Source organism: Nocardiopsis sp. NPDC007018 (genome assembly GCF_040635075.1).
Classification (GTDB): Bacteria; Actinomycetota; Actinomycetes; order Streptosporangiales; family Streptosporangiaceae; genus Nocardiopsis.
In genome coordinates, this window is the sequence record NZ_JBEYHA010000062.1 from 1 (window position 1) to 15561 (window position 15561).

The window sequence follows — 15561 nt, forward strand, 5'->3', positions numbered from 1 at the left end:
GATCTGGCACAACTGGCTGATCGGTGCCCCGGTCAAGCGATCGTTGATCGCTTACGACCACTGACCAGGGCACACATTTCACATCAACGATCTAGGCCGACCTCTGGTCGCCCGCCCGCGAGTGGGCCGGGGCCAGCCGCTGTCCGCGCACCGGAGCCTCGTCGGGAAGGGTCCGGGGTTCCTCCACCCGAGGTCGGTCCGGAACGGTCCGCTGCTCCAGCACCGGCGCGTGGTGGCGCACCGGCTGGTGGTCGTCCGCCGACGCGTACTCCTCCACCGGGCGAAGACCCGCCCCGGGGGCACCGGTGACCGGACTGGTCCCGCCCGGCCGCTCGCGCACCCGAGCGGGATCGGGGACGATCGCGCCCGCGGCCAGCGTGCGGACGAGGTCGCGCACTCCGGCGGTGTCGTTGTCGTGCAGCAGCGTCTCCAGCAGGGACAGCGCGGCGCGCTGGTCGCCCGGCTGCTCGCGGACGTGCCTCCACTGCGGCTCGGTGGCCACGTCGGAGAGCATCAGGGTACGGCCGACCTGCCCGAGTGCGCTCAGCAGCGCGGAGTCGTGCGGACGTTCCATGAGCGCCACGTTGACCTGCTCGGCCTGCTGCTCGGGGTTGACCTCCTCGGCCTTCTGCGCGCGGAGGAAGTCAAGGATGCCCGTGGCAGGGGCAAGCGGCCGGATCGTCTGCATTCCCCGCACCATGGACCTCACCTCCACCAGGTCTCCGGTGATCTCCTCGGCACCGCCGAGTTCGCTGATGAGGCGCTCGGCCCGCTGCGCCGAGCACTCCGCCACCCAGCGCGCGCCCCGGCCGCTGGCCAGCCTGGACGCCGCCAGTGCCAGCTCGGCGCCCCGACGGGGGGCACCCACCCGCTCGAAGTAGCGCGACCAGGTGGTCACACGCACACCGAGCCGCCAGTCGTTGCGGACACTCCCCTGGCACACGAGGTTCTCCACCGACTCCACCCACGCCGCGCGCAGCTTGGGGTAGGTCTCGGCCTCCTCCACCGTGGGCAGCAGGCCGATGGCCTGGCGGGCGTCGCACAGACCCAGCCGGGCCAGCCACGACAGCAGCCGCGCGCGCTCGAACCGGATCACCCGTTGCAGGGCGGTACGGCGCGGGTTGGCGACGGCCCCCTCGCCCGTACGGCCCCCCAGGGCGAGCTCGGCCTCCATGCGGTCCAGCGCGTCGAGGGCGTCGGTGTGCTTGTCCTGGTGACGCAGGGCCCTGACCAGGGCGAAGACACCGTCCGCGCCGAGCACCGCCGGGCCCGTGGCCGTGTGGTCGTAGCGGCGCAGCTCGGCCTCGGCGCGGTCCGCCTGGCCCTCGTCGATGAGGAGGTGGACCCGGGCCAGGGTGAAGGCGGGCCAGGCCGGGGTGCTCTCCCAACCGGACAGGCGCCTGGCGGAGAGGAGTTCGCGGCGCTGGTCGGTGGTGCCCCTGGCGTCGATGTTGGCGTGGCAGCGGACCAGCGTCTCCAGCGCGGAGACCGGCAGCGGCCCGTACTGGTGCGGCGCGGGTTCGTCCTCGACGACCGCGCGGGCCTGCTCCAGGGCCCGGCGGCCCTCGGCGAGCGAACCCACGCGCACGGCGAGCGGCCAGTGCGCCAGGAAGAACAGCGTCGGCGGCCCGAACACCCCCGGCACCGAAGCGGGAACCGCCGTGGGCGCGGGGTTGTCGGACTTCGTGGCCTCCCCGACGAGACGGCGGGCGGTGCGCATCGACGACCGGGCCAGCGCCTCCACCCTGACCGCGTCGCCCGCCTCGCTGAGCTCGGGCAGCGTGGTGACGGCCTCGGCGAGCTCGTCCTGCCCGGCGGCGCGGAGCTGGCGTCCGGTCTCCCCCACCCATGTCCACATCGTCATGGTGTCTCCCCCCTGTGCCATGTGCGAACAGAACGTAGCAGCGCGGTGACGGAGCTGTCTGGAGAACGCGCAAACCCGGTGCGGCCCGGGCGGTCCGGCCCCTCAAGGGCCGGGCCACGGCCGATAGGATCGGAGGTGTCCAGCGAGCGGCTGGTGTACGGCGGCACGAGGGAGACGAGAGCACCGATGGGATGGCGCGACCGGTTCGGACTGCGCAAGGCCAACCGCAAGGGCAAGGCCCGCTTCGACCGGGCCTCCGAGGATTCGGACATCAAGGCCCTGATCGACTTCGCCAAGAGCCGGGTGGGCGTGGAGTTCTTCGTGGAGCCCGAAACCTTCGCCACACGGACCACCGCCGTCGCCGTCGCCACGGACGGCGAGTGGATCAGGCGGCGCTGCGGCTCGCCCGACGTCATCCGCAAGGTCGCCAAGAACCTGGCCAAGCCCGCCTACGACGTACAGATCGTGGGCTACCCGCAGCGGATGCGCGACTGGACCGCGCGGAACAAGCGCGGCCTGTCCATGGACGAGTGACCCCCGGCTGGTGCGGGCGGAGCCTACCGTCCCGGGGTGAGACCTGCCACGTCCGCACCCCCTCTGAGCATGTCCGAAACCCGTCACCGGGTCATTTTGGGCATTGATGACGAGTCCTTGCCGCGACTTCCTCGCCGAACGGGTTCCCTAACGGCCTCCATCCGTCGCATACTCGCCTGGGAGGGGGGACTCTGATGAAGCAGGATCTCACTGCCTTGTGTTGCGAGTGCGGCATGGTCCGCGAGGTGAGCGACCACCAGAGTGTCGGCGAGGCGCAGTCCGCCTACGGGCTGGCCCGCTGCGTGGTCTGGCGCAAGTGCCGGCCGTGCGGCTACCGCACCTACCACGCCTACCTGCGCGCGGACGAGGAACGCGACGAGCTGGAGGACGCCCTGCGGCTCGACGGCGCCCTGGCCGCCGAGGCCCTCGACGAGGAGGTCGAGCAGCTCCGGCTGTGCGGGATCGAGATCGGCCACGCCCCGGTGCCCGCGATCTGGGACGGCCAGTCGGTGGGCATGGTGACCCAGCGGCTCACCGACCACGCCTACGCGATCGTGCTCGACCCCGAGGCCTCGGTGGTGTCCCGGCTCAAGCTCATCGACATGATGTGGAACGAGCTGCTGGTGGGCGAGCACGACGACCGCTGGCAGATCCAGGAACCGGAGGACGACTCCCCCGGATACGCGATCCGTCTCTTCGGCTACCGCACGCGCGGCTGAACGTCCCCCGCCACCGGCCGTGGCACGGCCCCGCGCCACGGCCGGTGGGTCAGGCCGCGGACTCGTCCTGGTCGGCCGCGGCCTTCTCCGCGAGTCTGCGCAGCGCGGAACGGGCCACCTCGGGGTCGGCCGTCCCCCAGTAGGGCGGTAGGGACGCCCGCAGGAACCCCCCGTACCCGGCGGTGGCCAGGCGGGGGTCGAGCACGGCGATGACGCCCCGGTCGTGGGTCGAGCGCAACAGGCGCCCCGTGCCCTGGGCGAGCAGCAGCGCGGCGTGCGTGGCCGACACCGACAGGAACCCGTTACCGCCGTGCGCGGAGACGGCGCGCTGCCGCGCCGAGGCCAGCGGGTCGTCGGGGCGCGGGAAGGGGATGCGGTCGACGATCACCAGCTGGAGCGAGGGCCCCGGCACGTCCACGCCCTGCCACAGGGACAGGGTGCCGAACAGGCAGGACCGCTCCTCCTCGGCGAACCTGCGGACCAGCTGCCCGGTGGAGTCCTCCCCCTGGCACAGAATGGTCTGGTCCAGGCGTTCGCGCAGTTCCTCCGCGGCCTGTTGGGCGGCGCGCATCGAGGAGAACAGGCCCAGAGCCCGCCCGTCGGAGGCCTCGATGAGTTGGGCGATCTCGTCCAGGTAGGCCTCGGAGAGGCCGTCCCGGCCGGGCTTGGGCAGGTGGCGGGCGACGTAGAGGATGCCGCTCCGACCGTGGTCGAAGGGTGAGCCGACGTCCATGCCCCGCCAGCGCGGCTCCCCGGCGGCACGGTGCGGACCGTCCTCGTCGGTGTCCCCCGCGGCCTCCGGCGCGCCCGGGTCGGGCGGCTCGGGCGCGGCCGCCTCCACCGGAGCGGGTTCGGGTACCGTCGCGACCCGGGCGGCGCGCTCGGCCGCCTCCTGGGCGACCTCCCGCCCCAGCCCCCACTGCCGGGCCAGGGCGGTGAAGTCGCCGCCCAGGGTGAGGGTGGCGGAGGTGAGCACCACGGTGCGGTCGCCGAAGAGCTTCTCCCGCAGCAGCCCGCCCACTCCGAGCGGTGCCACGTTGAGTGTCGGCGGCCGCGCCGGGACCTTGGTGAGCCAGACGATCTCCGTGCGATCGCGCAGCGGTGGCTCGAAGGACTCCAGGACCCGTTCGGCGGCCTCGCGGACCTCGCCCAGCGCGGCCAGGGCCAGACGCCGCTCGGAGGCGGTGTCCGGGTCCAGCTCACCGCCCGGGGAGGGCCCGATCGCCGCGACGCACGCGGCGGAGGCGTCCCGGGTGGCGGCCACGGCTCCGGCGAGCCCCTCGTCGATGTGGTCCAGACGCCCCTCGGGCACCTCGGTGAACATCAGGGCGAGACCGTCCGCGCACTCGGAGAGGCGTTCGCTGATCCCCGGTTCGACCAGGCGGGCCGCGCGCTTGGCCGCGGTGGTGACGGAGCGCTCGGTGAGGCTGCCGGTGGCCACGGACGTGGCCCGGTCGACGAGTTCGTGCGCCTCGTCGATCAGGATCGTGTCGTGCTCGGGCAGGATGTGGTAGCCCTGCGACATGTCGATGGAGAGCATGGCGTGGTTGGTGACCACCACGTCCACCCCGGTGGTGGCCTCGCGCGCGAACTCGGCGAAGCACTCCTGGCCGAAGGAGCACACCCGTGCGCCCGTGCACTCGTTGCCGCCCACGGACACCTGGCGCCAGGCGAGGTCGCTCACGCCCGGGACCAGCTCGTCGCGGTCGCCGGTGAGGGTCTCCTCGGCCCACTCGTGCACGCGGGCGACCTGGCGGCCCAGGGACGAGAGCTGGCGGGCGTCGAAGAGTTCGCTGCCCTCGGCCTCCTCGTCCGAGGCGGTCTGCATACGGTTGCGGCACAGGTAGTTGCGGCGTCCCTTGAGCACGGCGAACGTGGGTTCGCGAGGCAGCAGCGGGGCGAGGGCGGCGGCCAGTCGCGGCAGGTCGCGGTCGATGAGCTGGTTCTGGAGCGCGATGGTCGCGGTGGAGACGACCACGGGGGTCCGGGTCAGCATCGCGCGTCTGATCGCGGGAACCAGGTACGCCAGGGACTTACCTGTGCCGGTACCGGCCTGGACCACGAGGTGTTCGCGTTCCTCGACCGCCGCCGCGACGGCCTCGGCCATGGTCTGCTGGCCCACTCGACTGCTGCCGCCCAAGGCCTTGACGGCCGCGGCGAGCAGAGTGGGAACGTCGGGGAGATCTGCCACGGATCGACAGTACCCGCCGGTGACGACAGGTTCGGTGTTGTCCACAGGCAGGGCTGGTCCGGCCCTCGCGCCGAACCGCCCCGCCCGTGGTTCGGGCGAGCGTGGCCCGGCATGCCCTCGAACTCGAAGGCGACCCTCCCAGCGGTCCCGGTACCGGCCCACCCACTCGTCGACCTGCTCCCACGGGCCCTCCGTCAACGACGAGGAGCCATGCCGAGCGCGCGGCGACCACGGGGACGTACGTCATCCACGGGAACGACGGCTTGGTCCACGTCATCCGGTTCGAGGAGAGAGGCGCTTCGGATCAGGACCGGCGGACGCCACGGGGATCGCTCACCGTGGCGTCGACACCGGCGTCGGCCAGCTCGCTGAGCTCGGCGGCCAACAGCGACCGGGCGGCGTCGCTCAGCCCGGAGACCCGTTCCAGGGCCACGCTCACCGACGTCACCCGGGCGTCGTCGATCGCCTCCTCCAGACGGGATACCACCTGTTCCGCCGCGAGGAAGTCGATCTCGCCCCGCAACCGCACGTTGAGCCGGTTCCCCTCCCGGGTCACGCTGTGCATGGGCGACGGCGGCTCCGAGGGCGTCTGGAGCATGTGCAGGTCGTAGTCGTCGGAGAGCCGCTCCAGGGCCGCCACCCCGCGCACGCTGTTGCCGGCGTCGTCCAGGGGCGGACTGAACACGCCCACCCCGAAGGCGCCGGGAGCGGCCGCGAGGATGCCGCCGCTCACCCCGCTCTTGGCGGGGATGCCGACGCGCAGCCCCCACTCCCCGGCCCGGTCGTACATGCCGCAGCTGTTCATGATCGACAGGGTGTGCCGCGCGGTGCGCTGGGAGACCACCCGCTCCTCCGTCACCGGGTTGACCCCGCCGACCGCCAGCGTCGCGGCCATGACCGCCAGGTCGCGCACGGACACACTGAGGGAGCACTGCCGGAAGTAGTCCTGGACGGCGTCCTCCACCTGCCCCACCAGGACGCCCCCCGCCAGGCTCAGGTACCCCAGGGCCCGGTTCCGGTGCCCGGTCTCGGCCTCCGAGCGGTAGACGTCCCCGTCCACCTCCAGGTCGCGCCCGGCGAAGGAGGACAGCACCGAGCGGATGCGCTCGAAACGCCGGTGCGGATCGGCGTTCTCCACCAAAGAGGTGGTGACGATCGCGCCCGCGTTGATCATGGGGTTCTCGGGACGACCGTGCTCGTCGAGGCTGATCGCGTTGAAGGGTTCTCCGCTGGGTTCGGCTCCCACGTGCTCGTGCACCACGTCCAGCCCGAGCTGTTCCACGGCGATTGCGTACACGAAGGGCTTGGAGATCGACTGGATCGTGAACCGGTGTTCGGACTCCCCCACGCAGTAGGAGCGGCCGTGGGCGCTGACCGCCGCGATCCCGAACCGGTCCGGGTCGGCGCCCGCGAGTTCGGGGATGTAGTCCGCCACCCGGCCGCCGGTGAGCCCGGCGACCTCCTCACGGATCTTGTCCAGCACCTGGATGACGGGGCTGGTCTCGTCGGCGGGGTCGTGGTCCATCCGCCCAGTCTAGGAAGGAGGGGGACCGTGGGGGCACCGGCCACGCGGACCCCACGAAAACGACGAAACGACCCCGCGAGGAGGACGGAGTCCCCCGAGCGGAGTCGTCTCGGAATCGAGTGGAGCTATGGGGATTCGAACCCCAGACCTCCTCCATGCCATGGAGGCGCGCTACCAACTGCGCCATAGCCCCGTGCGCCTTGCGGCGACGGTTCGATTCTATCGGATGTCTGGCAGTGCCGGGAACATCGTGGGTGTCGGGCACCCCACAACGGCGCGGCGCACCGCTCGGGCCCGAGTTCACCCGGGCTTCGGCACGGATACCCCCATGTTGGACACGGGCGTTTCCGGGGTACCGGATGGTGGTTCGAGTTCTGGACATCCCCCGACAGAGAGGCCTCCCCCGGATGCGTGTCCGTTTCCTGATCCCGACGGTGATCACCGCACTCCTGCTGGCGTTGGGCGCGGTCCCCGCGTCCGCCGCACCACAGGGCACCCTGGCCCTGGCCGAGGGGGAGGACTTCACCTTCTCCTACTCGACCCCCGAACCGCACGCCGCCAACTGGGTCGGCCTGTACCGCTCCTCGGGGGGCGGCCCCGTGGACGAGGAGTACGTGGCTCCCTCGCTCGTCTGGCAGTACGCGCCCGAGTCCGAGGGAACGGTGCGGTTGTCCGCCGACTCCCTGGAGCCGGGGTCCTACACGGCCTTCTTCCTGGCACGCGACGGCTACGCCTGGCTGGCCGAGCCCGTGGAGGTGCGCCGCTCGGCCCAGGGGCCGACTACCTTCCCCGTCGAGGCGGCCACGCTGCACAACGCGCGACAGGGCGAGGCGTACGAGGCGACCCTCGGCGGCCTGGTCTCGGGAGGCGGCGGGGGCACGGAGTTCACGAAGGTCAGCGGTGACGCCTGGGTGAAGGTCTCCCCGGACGGCACCCTCACCGGCACCCCGCGCGCCTCCGCCCACCGCGAGCCTCCCGCGGGCGTCACCCGCCCCGACCGCTCCTCCGCGAGCGTGACGGTGGAGGCCACCGGCGTGGACGGTTCCTCCGCGCGGCTGGACGTCACCATCCCGGTCCGTCGCCACACCGATCCGCTCGTCGACGAGCTGGGCGTGATGAGTCTCAACACCTGGCACGGCGGCACGCAGGTCAACGGCTACCACGAGAAGCAGTTGCGGTTCCTGTTGGAGAGCGGCGCCGACGTCGTCGGGCTCCAGGAGACCCAGGGCAGGCACGCGGCCCGGCTGGCGCAAGCCCTGGGCTGGTACCACTGGCAGGGTTCGGGAAGCCTCGGGGTGATCAGCCGGTATCCGATCGTCGAGGAGTACGGCGAGGTCAACGCCTCCGGCGGCGTGCGGATCGCGCTGGACGGCGAGGAGTCGCAGGTGAACCTGTGGAACGTGCACCTGGGGTACACGCCGTACGGCCCCTACGACTTCTGTTTCGACGGCATGAACGTGGAGCGGGTGCTGGAGCGGGAGGCGGCTTCGGGCCGCACTCCGCAGATCACCGACACCCTCGCCGCGATGTCCCACCAGGTCGACGCGGCCGATGACGTGCCGGTGCTGCTGGTGGGGGACTTCAACGCACCCTCGCACCTGGACTGGACCGAGGAGCTCCGCGAGAAGAACTGCGGGTACGCCGACGTGCCCTGGCCGACCTCGGTGCTGCCGACGCAGGCGGGGTTCACGGACTCCTACCGGGTGGCCAACCCCGACCCGGTGAGCGCGCCCGGCATCACCTGGTCTCCCCTGTATCCGTTCAACGAGGGGTCGACCGGTCGGGTGGAGCCGCAGGACCGGATCGACTTCGTGTACCACGCCGGCGACCTCACGGTGCGTGAGTCGCGTGACGTGGTCGTCTGCGACCCGGCTCCGGTGCCCGGGCACCGGGACAACGAGTGGACCACCGACCACGCGGCCGTACTCACCTTCTACTCACTGCCCTCCTAGCCGCTCGCGGCCGACCGGTCCCGGAGCTCCCGCCGCCGTGCCCCGCCCCCAGGGCGAGGCGGCGGTGAACTCCCCCTCAGGTCGGTCCTCGGTCTCCGCCTGCCCTGCCCCGCCCCTTCGAAGGGGCGGGGCAGGGGCCCAGGGCTCGCACTCCGGGCACCCCACCGGCACGACGGAGCCCGCGAACCCGCCGTCCCGGGCGGCGAACCCGCCTCCGATCCTGGCGTCGACGCGCCCACCCCTCATAGGCTGGGAGGGCACGCCACAGCGAAGGAGGAGCCGATGGCCTCCGACCGGGACCGGTACGTCGCTGCCCTGCTGCGCTGGGAGGAGCACGGTGCGCTGTGGCGGGTGGTGGAGCGCACGGGTTCCACCGTGACGGTGTCGCTGCTCACCTGCGACGGCGGTACCGAAGTGGACCGCATCACCTCGGACTCCCCCGACCTGCTCTCCTTCCTGGGTGAGCGGACGAGTTCCGAGGAGCCGCTCAGTCGCGCTCCTCGGCGATCGACCTGATCCCTTCGAGCCTGCGGTCCCAGGCGGCGGCGATCCCGCACAGGTCCCGCCCGACCTCGTCGAGCCGGGCTCCCTCCACCTCGTGCACCACCGATCGTCCGCTGCGCCGGGTACGCACCAGGCCTACTCCGCGCAGCACCTCCAGGTGCTTCACGATCGCCTGACGCGTCACGGGCAACTCGAGGGCGAGCTCCGACGCGGAGGCGGGTTCCCTCCCGAGCCGGACCAGGATGCTCCAGCGCGTGTCGTCCCCCAGGGCCGCGAAGACCGGTGACAGGGCCGTGTCCACCCGCCTCATCTCCTCTGCGCGCGAACGAGTTCCACCAGCGCGGCGAGACCGCCGTCCCACCCCCGCAGCTCCGCCGAGGCGCTGTCGGCGGCGTCCCCGAACCGATCCGCCAGGGCGTCGAACCCGACCTGGACCACGGTGAGCAGGCTCCCGCTCCCCGAGGCCCGCACCTCGAAGGTCACCAGGGTGCTGTCGGCCGCTCCGGGGTCGGTCTCGGGCTCCATGGCGATCCGGTAGGCGAACCGGCGCGGCGCGTCCACCTCGACGACCCGGCCCCGGAAGGTCCCGTGCTCCTCCCATCGCAGTTTCATCGGCGCCCCCACGCGGGCCTCGAACTCGGCCCCGTCGAAGGCGTACCAGTTCGCGAAGTGCTCCGGGGTCGTGAGGACCCTCCACAGCCGTTCGCGGCTGGCGTCGACGCGGACGGTGCGCTCGACGGTGCGGGGGTCGAGCAGGCTGCGCGCGGCGGCGAGCTCGATCTCCCAGCCCTCGCTCCGTTCGGCCACGTGCCGACGCAGCTCGGCCTCGGCCAGCCCCAGCCCCTCGAACCCGCTCTCCACGACCGAGAGCGTGCCCCCTCCCGGCCGCTCCTTGACCCAGATCTCCACCCGCGTGGACTGGGCTTCCTCCACCCTGCCGAGCCAGCTGAACACGGCGTGGTGCGGGGGGTCGAGCTGGTCAGTGCGGACCCTGAACTCCCCGTGGGTGGGGTCGTGGACCAGGTGGACGCCGTCTCCCAGTTCCTCGATCCGGTGGTCGACCACCCGTCCGTCGTTGATGAACCAGCCCGGCCGCGAAACCAGGGCCCAGACCCGCTCGACGGTGGCGTCGATGTCCACCGTGCGCTCGATGCTGTCCATACCAGCCTCCCTTGTGCAACTCCAGGGTTGCACATAGAGTCGCGATAGCGCAACCCCGGGGTTGCACCATGGCGTGCCGCCTAGGATCGCTGTACGAGACCCCCTGTTCGGAGCCCCCCATGAACGCACTGCTGTGGTCCGGAGCCGTCGGCTCCTGGCTGTTCGTCGTCGTCTTCCTCCTCGATGGGCTCACCCGCCCCGGCTACCGCCCGGTCCGGCACCCGGTGAGCGCGCTCGCGCTCGGTCCGCGCGGGTGGGTCCAGACGACCAACTTCGTCCTGTGCGGCCTGCTCGTCGCGGCGGGCTCCCTCGCCCTGCCCGGGTCCACCGACAGTGTCGCCCTGGCGCTCGCCGTGGGGGTGCTCGGCCTGGCCCTGGCCGCCTCGGGCGTCTTCCGCATGGACCCGATGCGCGGCTACCCGCCCGGCACCCCCGACACCACCCCGGAGGCGTACTCCCGCGCCCACCAGCTGCACGACTGGGCGGGCATGGTCGTGTTCCTCCTGCTCCCCGGCATCGCGCTCATCGGGGTGTTCGCCCTTGGAGGCCTCGGGTGGAAGCTCGGATCAGGGGTCGTCGCGGCCGCGGCCGCCTGGGCCAGCTGGACCTTCGGCGTCCTCTGGGAAAGGGACGCGCCCCGCACCGGCCTGGTCCAGCGGGCCGCGATCGTCACCAGCCTGTCCTGGCTCGGCGTGGTGTTCGCCCACGGAGCCGCCTGACCCCTACGCGAAGTCCGCCGCGTGGTCTCGGGCCCACTGCCGGAAGGTCCGCGCGGCGCGCCCGGTGACCTCCTGGGAGGTGGGAACCGAGACCGGCGCGACGAGGCCCTGACCCTCAGGGTCCGCCTCCTCCCCGGAGTAGTCCTCGAACCCCAACAGGAAGTCCGCGTTCGCGGCCGCGAAGCCCCCCTGGGCCAGGTACTCCTCGCGCGCCGTGCGGGGGTCGACCACCTCGAACCGCACGGGCTCACCGATGGCCTCGGCGATCGCCTCCACCTGCTCCCGGCGGCTCACCAGCGCGGGGCCGTTCAGCGTGTACGCCCGCCCGGTGTGGCCGTCCTTCAGCAACGAGAGCACGGCCACGTCCGCGATGTCGCGTTCGTGCACCGGGTACCAGGCCTCCTCGGGGGCGGGGTCACGGACCACCCGACTCCGCCTGACCGAGGGGCCCCACAGCCAGAGCCGGTTCAACGCGAACTCCCCCGGGCGCACGTGGGTCCACTCTGTTCCCGAGGCCTCCACGGCCCTTTCGACCGGCAGATGGAAATCGGTGTCGTAGCCGTCGGTGACAGCGCCGGATGAGAGGGTCACGACCCTGGAGACGCCCGCCGCACACGCCATTTCCACGACGCGTTCCACCGTTTCCGGAACCGGAAAGAGAAAGAGTCGGTCGATCCCCGAGAAAACCCCGCGCAAGCTCTCCGGATCGGCGAGGTCGCCCACCACACCACGGACCCCGGAGGGTAGATCACGGCGAACCCTCCGGGAAAGGGCGTGGACCTCCACCCCTTGCAAACCTTCGACGACCAGGCGCCCCACGTTCCCACTCGCCCCAGTGACCAGAATCCGCATTCCACACCTCCGCTTCAACCCTATCCTTGAACCACCTGTAGAGGGTTTTTCCGTAAAGGCACAGTTCAGTTTCCACAACCCTCCACAGAGAAGGAACCAGGAAACGGCAGAACCGCCAGCTGGGGACGCGGCGCCGGAAACGGACGGCGACAGCGGCGGATCGAGCGATACCCCGACCGGGGACGGCACCACGGCGAGCGCGCCCGCATGGGAAGGGAGAGAAGGGTGCCCGCCCTCGGCAGGGGCGCGGCGGGCGGCGCGGAAACGTTCACCTCACGCGGAAGGCTCGTGGCGAGCGCACACCGGGGGCGTGGGGGGTCGCCCCCACAGAAACGACGAGACGACCCGGCGAGCGCGTTCACGCGCGAGCAGAGTCGTCTCGGAGTCGAGTGGAGCTATGGGGATTCGAACCCCAGACCTCCTCCATGCCATGGAGGCGCGCTACCAACTGCGCCATAGCCCCTGGTAGGCCGGGCGGTTTCCCCGCTCGGCACGCCTCAACTCTACAGGAGGTCGGGGGCGGGTCGGACCAGTGGGGAACCCGGGGTGACCGTGGGGTGTTCCGGGGCACGGGGTCGGGCTCCGGTCAGGCCGAATACTCTGGTGGGGTGGCCGAATCAAAGTTTGAGATCCAGATGCTCCATGACCGCCTGCTGGTGAAGACGGTCCCGGACACGAGTGAGCGTCGCAGCAGCGCGGGTCTGGTCATCCCGGACACGGTGAAGCTGGCGACCCGCCTGGCGTGGGGTGAGGTCCGGGGGGCCGGGACAGGGGCCCGTCACGTGAAGACGGGCGACCGGGTGCTCTTCGATCCCGAGGAACAGGGCGAGGTCGAGGTGAACGGCGAGCGTTACGTCATTCTTCGGGAGCGGGACGTCCACGCGGTCGCGAACGAGGCCCCGGAGCGGGGCACCGGCCTGTATCTGTGAGTGTCGGGGCGGCCCGGCGCCCGGGCCCCTCTCTCCGTGTCCGCCCCCCTTCACCCTTCGCCTGCCCGCCTCCTCTTCACCGCTCCCGCGAAATGGCCTTGACCAGTGACATGAGGCACAGGTTGTGCGCTTCCAGGGCGGGGACCCGGGCCGTGGTCACGTGGACCCAGCCCGCGTAGAGCGCGGACCACATGAGCTGCTGCGCCCACAGCGGGGTGATCCTGGGGTCGATGGTGCCGTCCTGGTGCCCGCGTTCGATGATTCCGTAGAGGGCGAGGTCGCTGGGGCCGCACTCCTCCTCGTCCTGTTCCCGAACCCCCTCCTCTGCCGTGAAGGAGAGCATGGCGACCTGGCGTAGCGCGAAGTACTCCGAGACGAGGCGGGAGAACGCCTCGATGGCGGTGCCCTCGGTGGTGCGTGCGCGTTCGGTGGCCTCGTTGGCCAGTTCGTCGGTGTAGTCACCGAGGGCCGCCACGAGGTCCGCGCGTTCGGGGAAGTAGCGCTGAAGCGTACTCCGGGCCACCCCGGCCCTGGTGGCCACCTGGGACAGCGGCGCGGACCGGTTCTCACCCAGCACGTCGACGGCGGCGTCGAGGATCGCCCGGCGGGTTCGCGCACGGGTCCTGGTCTCTTCCTCTGAGGGAGCGCTCTTCACCATGCCCCCAATAGTAGGGGCGTCGGTAACCTGTTGACAATAATCGGTCGCCTATGACCTAATTTCAACCATGACTGATCACCCACCGGCAGATGCCGCCCCAACCACGACCCCGACGGAAGCCCCGCCGGAACCGCGCTTCGCCCAGTTGAGGGTGCTCTGGTCCTTCGTCCGCCCGCACCGGAGCAAGCTCCTGCTGGGTCTGGTCCTGGCGCTGTTCGGCTCCGCCCTGGAGCTGGCCAACCCGATGGTGGTCAAGCTTGTACTGGACACCATCTCCGAGTCGGGCAGCCTCGCCATGCCCATCGCGATCCTGCTCAGCCTGTTCGGTGTCGGCCTGGTCACCGGCCTGTGGCACTGGATCGTCCTCGGCACCGTGGCGGAGAAGGTCGTGCTGGAAGCGCGCACCTCCCTCGTGCGCCGCTACTTCCGCGCGGCCCTGCTCCCGATGTCCAGGCGCCCCTCCGGCGAGCTCGTCACCCGCGCCACCTCGGACACCGTCCTGCTCAAGGAAGCCGCCTCCAGCAGTGTCATCAGCCTGGTCAACGGCAGTGTGCTGATGGTCGGCACCCTGGTCATGATGGGCGTCCTGGACCTGGTCCTGCTGTCCGTGACCGTCGTCGCGGTGGTCGTCGTCACCGTCCTCTTCCTGACCCTCATGCCCGCCATCGCCCGGGCTCAGGAGAGGGCGCAGAACTCCCTCGGCCTCATGGGCGGCGTGCTCGACGGTTCGCTGCGGGCGATCCGTACGGTGAAGGTGAGCCGGGCCGAGGAGCGCCTGGGATCACAGATCCTCGAACACGCGGAGGACGCGGCCCGGTACGGCGTCCGCTCGGTCCGCCGCGAGGCCCTGGCCTGGACCATCGCCTTCGGCGGAGTGCAGCTGGCGATCATCGCCATCCTCGGTGTGGGTGCCACCCGGGTGGCCTCCGGGGAGATCGCGGTCTCCACCCTGGTCGCGTTCCTGTTGTACGCCTTCACCCTGATGAACCCGGTCATGGAGCTGTCCCAGAGCGTGACCACCCTCCAGTCGGGTATCGCGGCCGCAAAGCGCATCCGCGAGGTGGAGGACATCCCGCTCGAACCGACCGCCGTACCCCGGCACGGGTCCGACCCCGCGCCGGAGCCCTCCCCCGACGGGCCCCTGCTGGAGCTGAGCGGTGTCACGGCCCGGTACGCGCCGGGGGCGGCGGCCGCGCTGACCGGTGTCGACCTGGCCGTCCCCCGACGCGGCCACACCGCGATCGTGGGCCCGTCCGGCGCGGGGAAGACCACGGTCCTGTCGCTGCTCCTGCGGTTCCTGGAGCCGGAGGAGGGCCTGATCACGGTCAACGGCACCCCCTACCGGGAGCTGTCTCCGCGGCAGGTGCGCGGACACTTCGCCTACGTCGAGCAGGACACTCCCGTGGTGCCCGGCACCATCCGGGAGAACCTGCTGTTCACCAACCCGGAGGCCACCGACGCGGACGTCCGCCGGGTCCTGGACGAGGTCCTGCTGACGGAGAAGGTGGAGGCCTTGGAGGAGGGTCTGGACACCCCCCTTGAGGCCAACTCGATCTCCGGGGGTCAGCGCCAGCGCATCGCCCTGGCCCGGGCCCTGCTGGGTTCGCCCGACGTCCTGCTCCTGGACGAGGCGACGTCACAGGTGGACGCCATCACCGAGGCGGCGATCACCCGCAGCGTGCGCGGGCAGGCGGAGCGGGGAGCCGTGGTGACCATCGCGCACCGCCTGTCAACGGTGATCCACGCGGACCGCATCCTGCTGATGGAGGACGGCCGCATCCGCGCCCAGGGCACCCACGGCGAGCTGTTGGAGCGCGACGAACTGTACCGGGACCTGGTCGCGGCGCTGCACATCACCGAGACCGGCGACCGTGACGAGGAGGTCGCCGCGGCACCGGCGGGCTGACCGGGACACGGCGGTGGGTGCGGGGGCCCGTGCCCCGTACCCGCGGC

The 15561-nt window shown here is 71.5% G+C and carries 14 protein-coding genes and 2 tRNA genes; 7 read left to right on the forward strand and 9 right to left on the reverse strand.

The genetic code is table 11. The features are described 5' to 3' along the window. Positions 1–91: 91 nt before the first annotated feature. Positions 92–1864, reverse strand: coding sequence for a hypothetical protein (locus ABZ635_RS23775; protein WP_357769037.1), 1773 nt, complete (start codon positions 1862–1864; stop codon positions 92–94). A 186-nt stretch (positions 1865–2050) separates the two neighbouring features. Between ABZ635_RS23775 and ABZ635_RS23780 the strand changes: the two genes are divergently transcribed. Further along, complete coding sequence (locus tag ABZ635_RS23780) at positions 2051–2398, forward strand: hypothetical protein (protein ID WP_357769078.1); 348 nt, start codon at positions 2051–2053, stop codon at positions 2396–2398. 194 nt (positions 2399–2592) lie between these two features. After that, a complete protein-coding gene (locus ABZ635_RS23785) occupies positions 2593–3117 on the forward strand; it encodes a DUF6315 family protein (RefSeq protein WP_357769039.1) in 525 nt (174 codons plus the stop codon). Between the two features lie 49 nt (positions 3118–3166). On the opposite strand, the gene ABZ635_RS23790 is transcribed toward ABZ635_RS23785, so the two are convergent. The 3 genes from ABZ635_RS23790 to ABZ635_RS23800 all read right to left on the reverse strand — a co-directional run bounded on the left by ABZ635_RS23790 (position 3167) and on the right by ABZ635_RS23800 (position 7026). Further along, on the reverse strand, positions 3167–5308 hold the full coding sequence (locus ABZ635_RS23790; protein WP_357769041.1) for an ATP-dependent DNA helicase: 2142 nt from the start codon (positions 5306–5308) through the stop codon (positions 3167–3169). Positions 5309–5612: 304 nt separating this feature from the next. Beyond that, entirely contained in the window at positions 5613–6833 is a 1221-nt protein-coding gene (gene glsA, locus ABZ635_RS23795; protein ID WP_357769043.1) for a glutaminase A, read from the reverse strand. A gap of 120 nt (positions 6834–6953) precedes the next feature. Continuing rightward, a tRNA-Ala gene (locus ABZ635_RS23800) sits at positions 6954–7026 on the reverse strand. A 214-nt stretch (positions 7027–7240) separates the two neighbouring features. Here ABZ635_RS23800 and ABZ635_RS23805 point away from each other — a divergent pair. Together ABZ635_RS23805 and ABZ635_RS23810 are read left to right on the forward strand one after the other, a co-directional pair. Then, complete coding sequence (locus ABZ635_RS23805) at positions 7241–8785, forward strand: endonuclease/exonuclease/phosphatase family protein (protein WP_357769044.1); 1545 nt, start codon at positions 7241–7243, stop codon at positions 8783–8785. 282 nt (positions 8786–9067) lie between these two features. After that, a complete protein-coding gene (locus tag ABZ635_RS23810; RefSeq protein WP_357769046.1) occupies positions 9068–9301 on the forward strand; it encodes a hypothetical protein in 234 nt (77 codons plus the stop codon). Here the strand turns inward: ABZ635_RS23810 and ABZ635_RS23815 are convergent. Both ABZ635_RS23815 and ABZ635_RS23820 read right to left on the reverse strand, forming a co-directional pair. After that, positions 9273–9590, reverse strand: coding sequence for a metalloregulator ArsR/SmtB family transcription factor (locus ABZ635_RS23815; protein WP_357769048.1), 318 nt, complete (start codon positions 9588–9590; stop codon positions 9273–9275). The two genes, ABZ635_RS23810 and ABZ635_RS23815, sit on opposite strands and share 29 nt — an antisense overlap. Positions 9591–9595: 5 nt before the next feature. Further along, entirely contained in the window at positions 9596–10450 is an 855-nt protein-coding gene (locus ABZ635_RS23820) for an SRPBCC domain-containing protein (RefSeq protein WP_357769050.1), read from the reverse strand. Positions 10451–10569: 119 nt separating this feature from the next. Between ABZ635_RS23820 and ABZ635_RS23825 the strand changes: the two genes are divergently transcribed. After that, positions 10570–11169 (forward strand): DUF998 domain-containing protein, encoded by a 600-nt coding sequence (locus tag ABZ635_RS23825; RefSeq protein ID WP_357769052.1) that lies wholly within the window; start codon positions 10570–10572, stop codon positions 11167–11169. Positions 11170–11172: 3 nt separating this feature from the next. On the opposite strand, the gene ABZ635_RS23830 is transcribed toward ABZ635_RS23825, so the two are convergent. Next, complete coding sequence (locus ABZ635_RS23830; RefSeq protein WP_357769080.1) at positions 11173–12021, reverse strand: NAD(P)H-binding protein; 849 nt, start codon at positions 12019–12021, stop codon at positions 11173–11175. A 390-nt stretch (positions 12022–12411) separates the two neighbouring features. Beyond that, positions 12412–12484: transfer RNA gene (locus tag ABZ635_RS23835), tRNA-Ala, on the reverse strand. 172 nt (positions 12485–12656) lie between these two features. On the opposite strand from ABZ635_RS23835, the gene ABZ635_RS23840 reads away from it, so the two are divergent. Beyond that, positions 12657–12950, forward strand: a complete 294-nt coding sequence (locus ABZ635_RS23840) for a co-chaperone GroES (protein ID WP_357769082.1) — start codon at positions 12657–12659, stop codon at positions 12948–12950. 76 nt (positions 12951–13026) lie between these two features. Here the strand turns inward: ABZ635_RS23840 and ABZ635_RS23845 are convergent, their stop codons facing one another. After that, positions 13027–13608 carry a helix-turn-helix domain-containing protein gene (locus ABZ635_RS23845; RefSeq protein WP_357769054.1) on the reverse strand — a complete coding sequence of 194 codons (582 nt, stop codon included), beginning with the start codon at positions 13606–13608 and terminating at the stop codon, positions 13027–13029. A gap of 151 nt (positions 13609–13759) precedes the next feature. Here ABZ635_RS23845 and ABZ635_RS23850 point away from each other — a divergent pair, with 151 nt between their 5' ends. After that, positions 13760–15514, forward strand: coding sequence for an ABC transporter ATP-binding protein (locus tag ABZ635_RS23850; protein ID WP_357769084.1), 1755 nt, complete (start codon positions 13760–13762; stop codon positions 15512–15514). Positions 15515–15561 lie beyond the last annotated feature (47 nt).

Bases quoted from the DNA above. Each gene is read 5' to 3' on its own strand.
- ABZ635_RS23780 (WP_357769078.1), top strand. From the start codon at position 2,051: ATGGGATGGCGCGACCGGTTCGGACTGCGCAAGGCCAACCGCAAGGGC.
- ABZ635_RS23830 (WP_357769080.1), bottom strand. From the start codon at position 12,021: ATGCGGATTCTGGTCACTGGGGCGAGTGGGAACGTGGGGCGCCTGGTC.
- ABZ635_RS23840 (WP_357769082.1), top strand. From the start codon at position 12,657: ATGCTCCATGACCGCCTGCTGGTGAAGACGGTCCCGGACACGAGTGAG.
- ABZ635_RS23805 (WP_357769044.1), top strand. From the start codon at position 7,241: ATGCGTGTCCGTTTCCTGATCCCGACGGTGATCACCGCACTCCTGCTG.
- glsA (WP_357769043.1), bottom strand. From the start codon at position 6,833: ATGGACCACGACCCCGCCGACGAGACCAGCCCCGTCATCCAGGTGCTG.
- ABZ635_RS23775 (WP_357769037.1), bottom strand. From the start codon at position 1,864: ATGACGATGTGGACATGGGTGGGGGAGACCGGACGCCAGCTCCGCGCC.
- ABZ635_RS23845 (WP_357769054.1), bottom strand. From the start codon at position 13,608: ATGGTGAAGAGCGCTCCCTCAGAGGAAGAGACCAGGACCCGTGCGCGA.
- ABZ635_RS23825 (WP_357769052.1), top strand. From the start codon at position 10,570: ATGAACGCACTGCTGTGGTCCGGAGCCGTCGGCTCCTGGCTGTTCGTC.
- ABZ635_RS23820 (WP_357769050.1), bottom strand. From the start codon at position 10,450: ATGGACAGCATCGAGCGCACGGTGGACATCGACGCCACCGTCGAGCGG.
- ABZ635_RS23810 (WP_357769046.1), top strand. From the start codon at position 9,068: ATGGCCTCCGACCGGGACCGGTACGTCGCTGCCCTGCTGCGCTGGGAG.
- ABZ635_RS23785 (WP_357769039.1), top strand. From the start codon at position 2,593: ATGAAGCAGGATCTCACTGCCTTGTGTTGCGAGTGCGGCATGGTCCGC.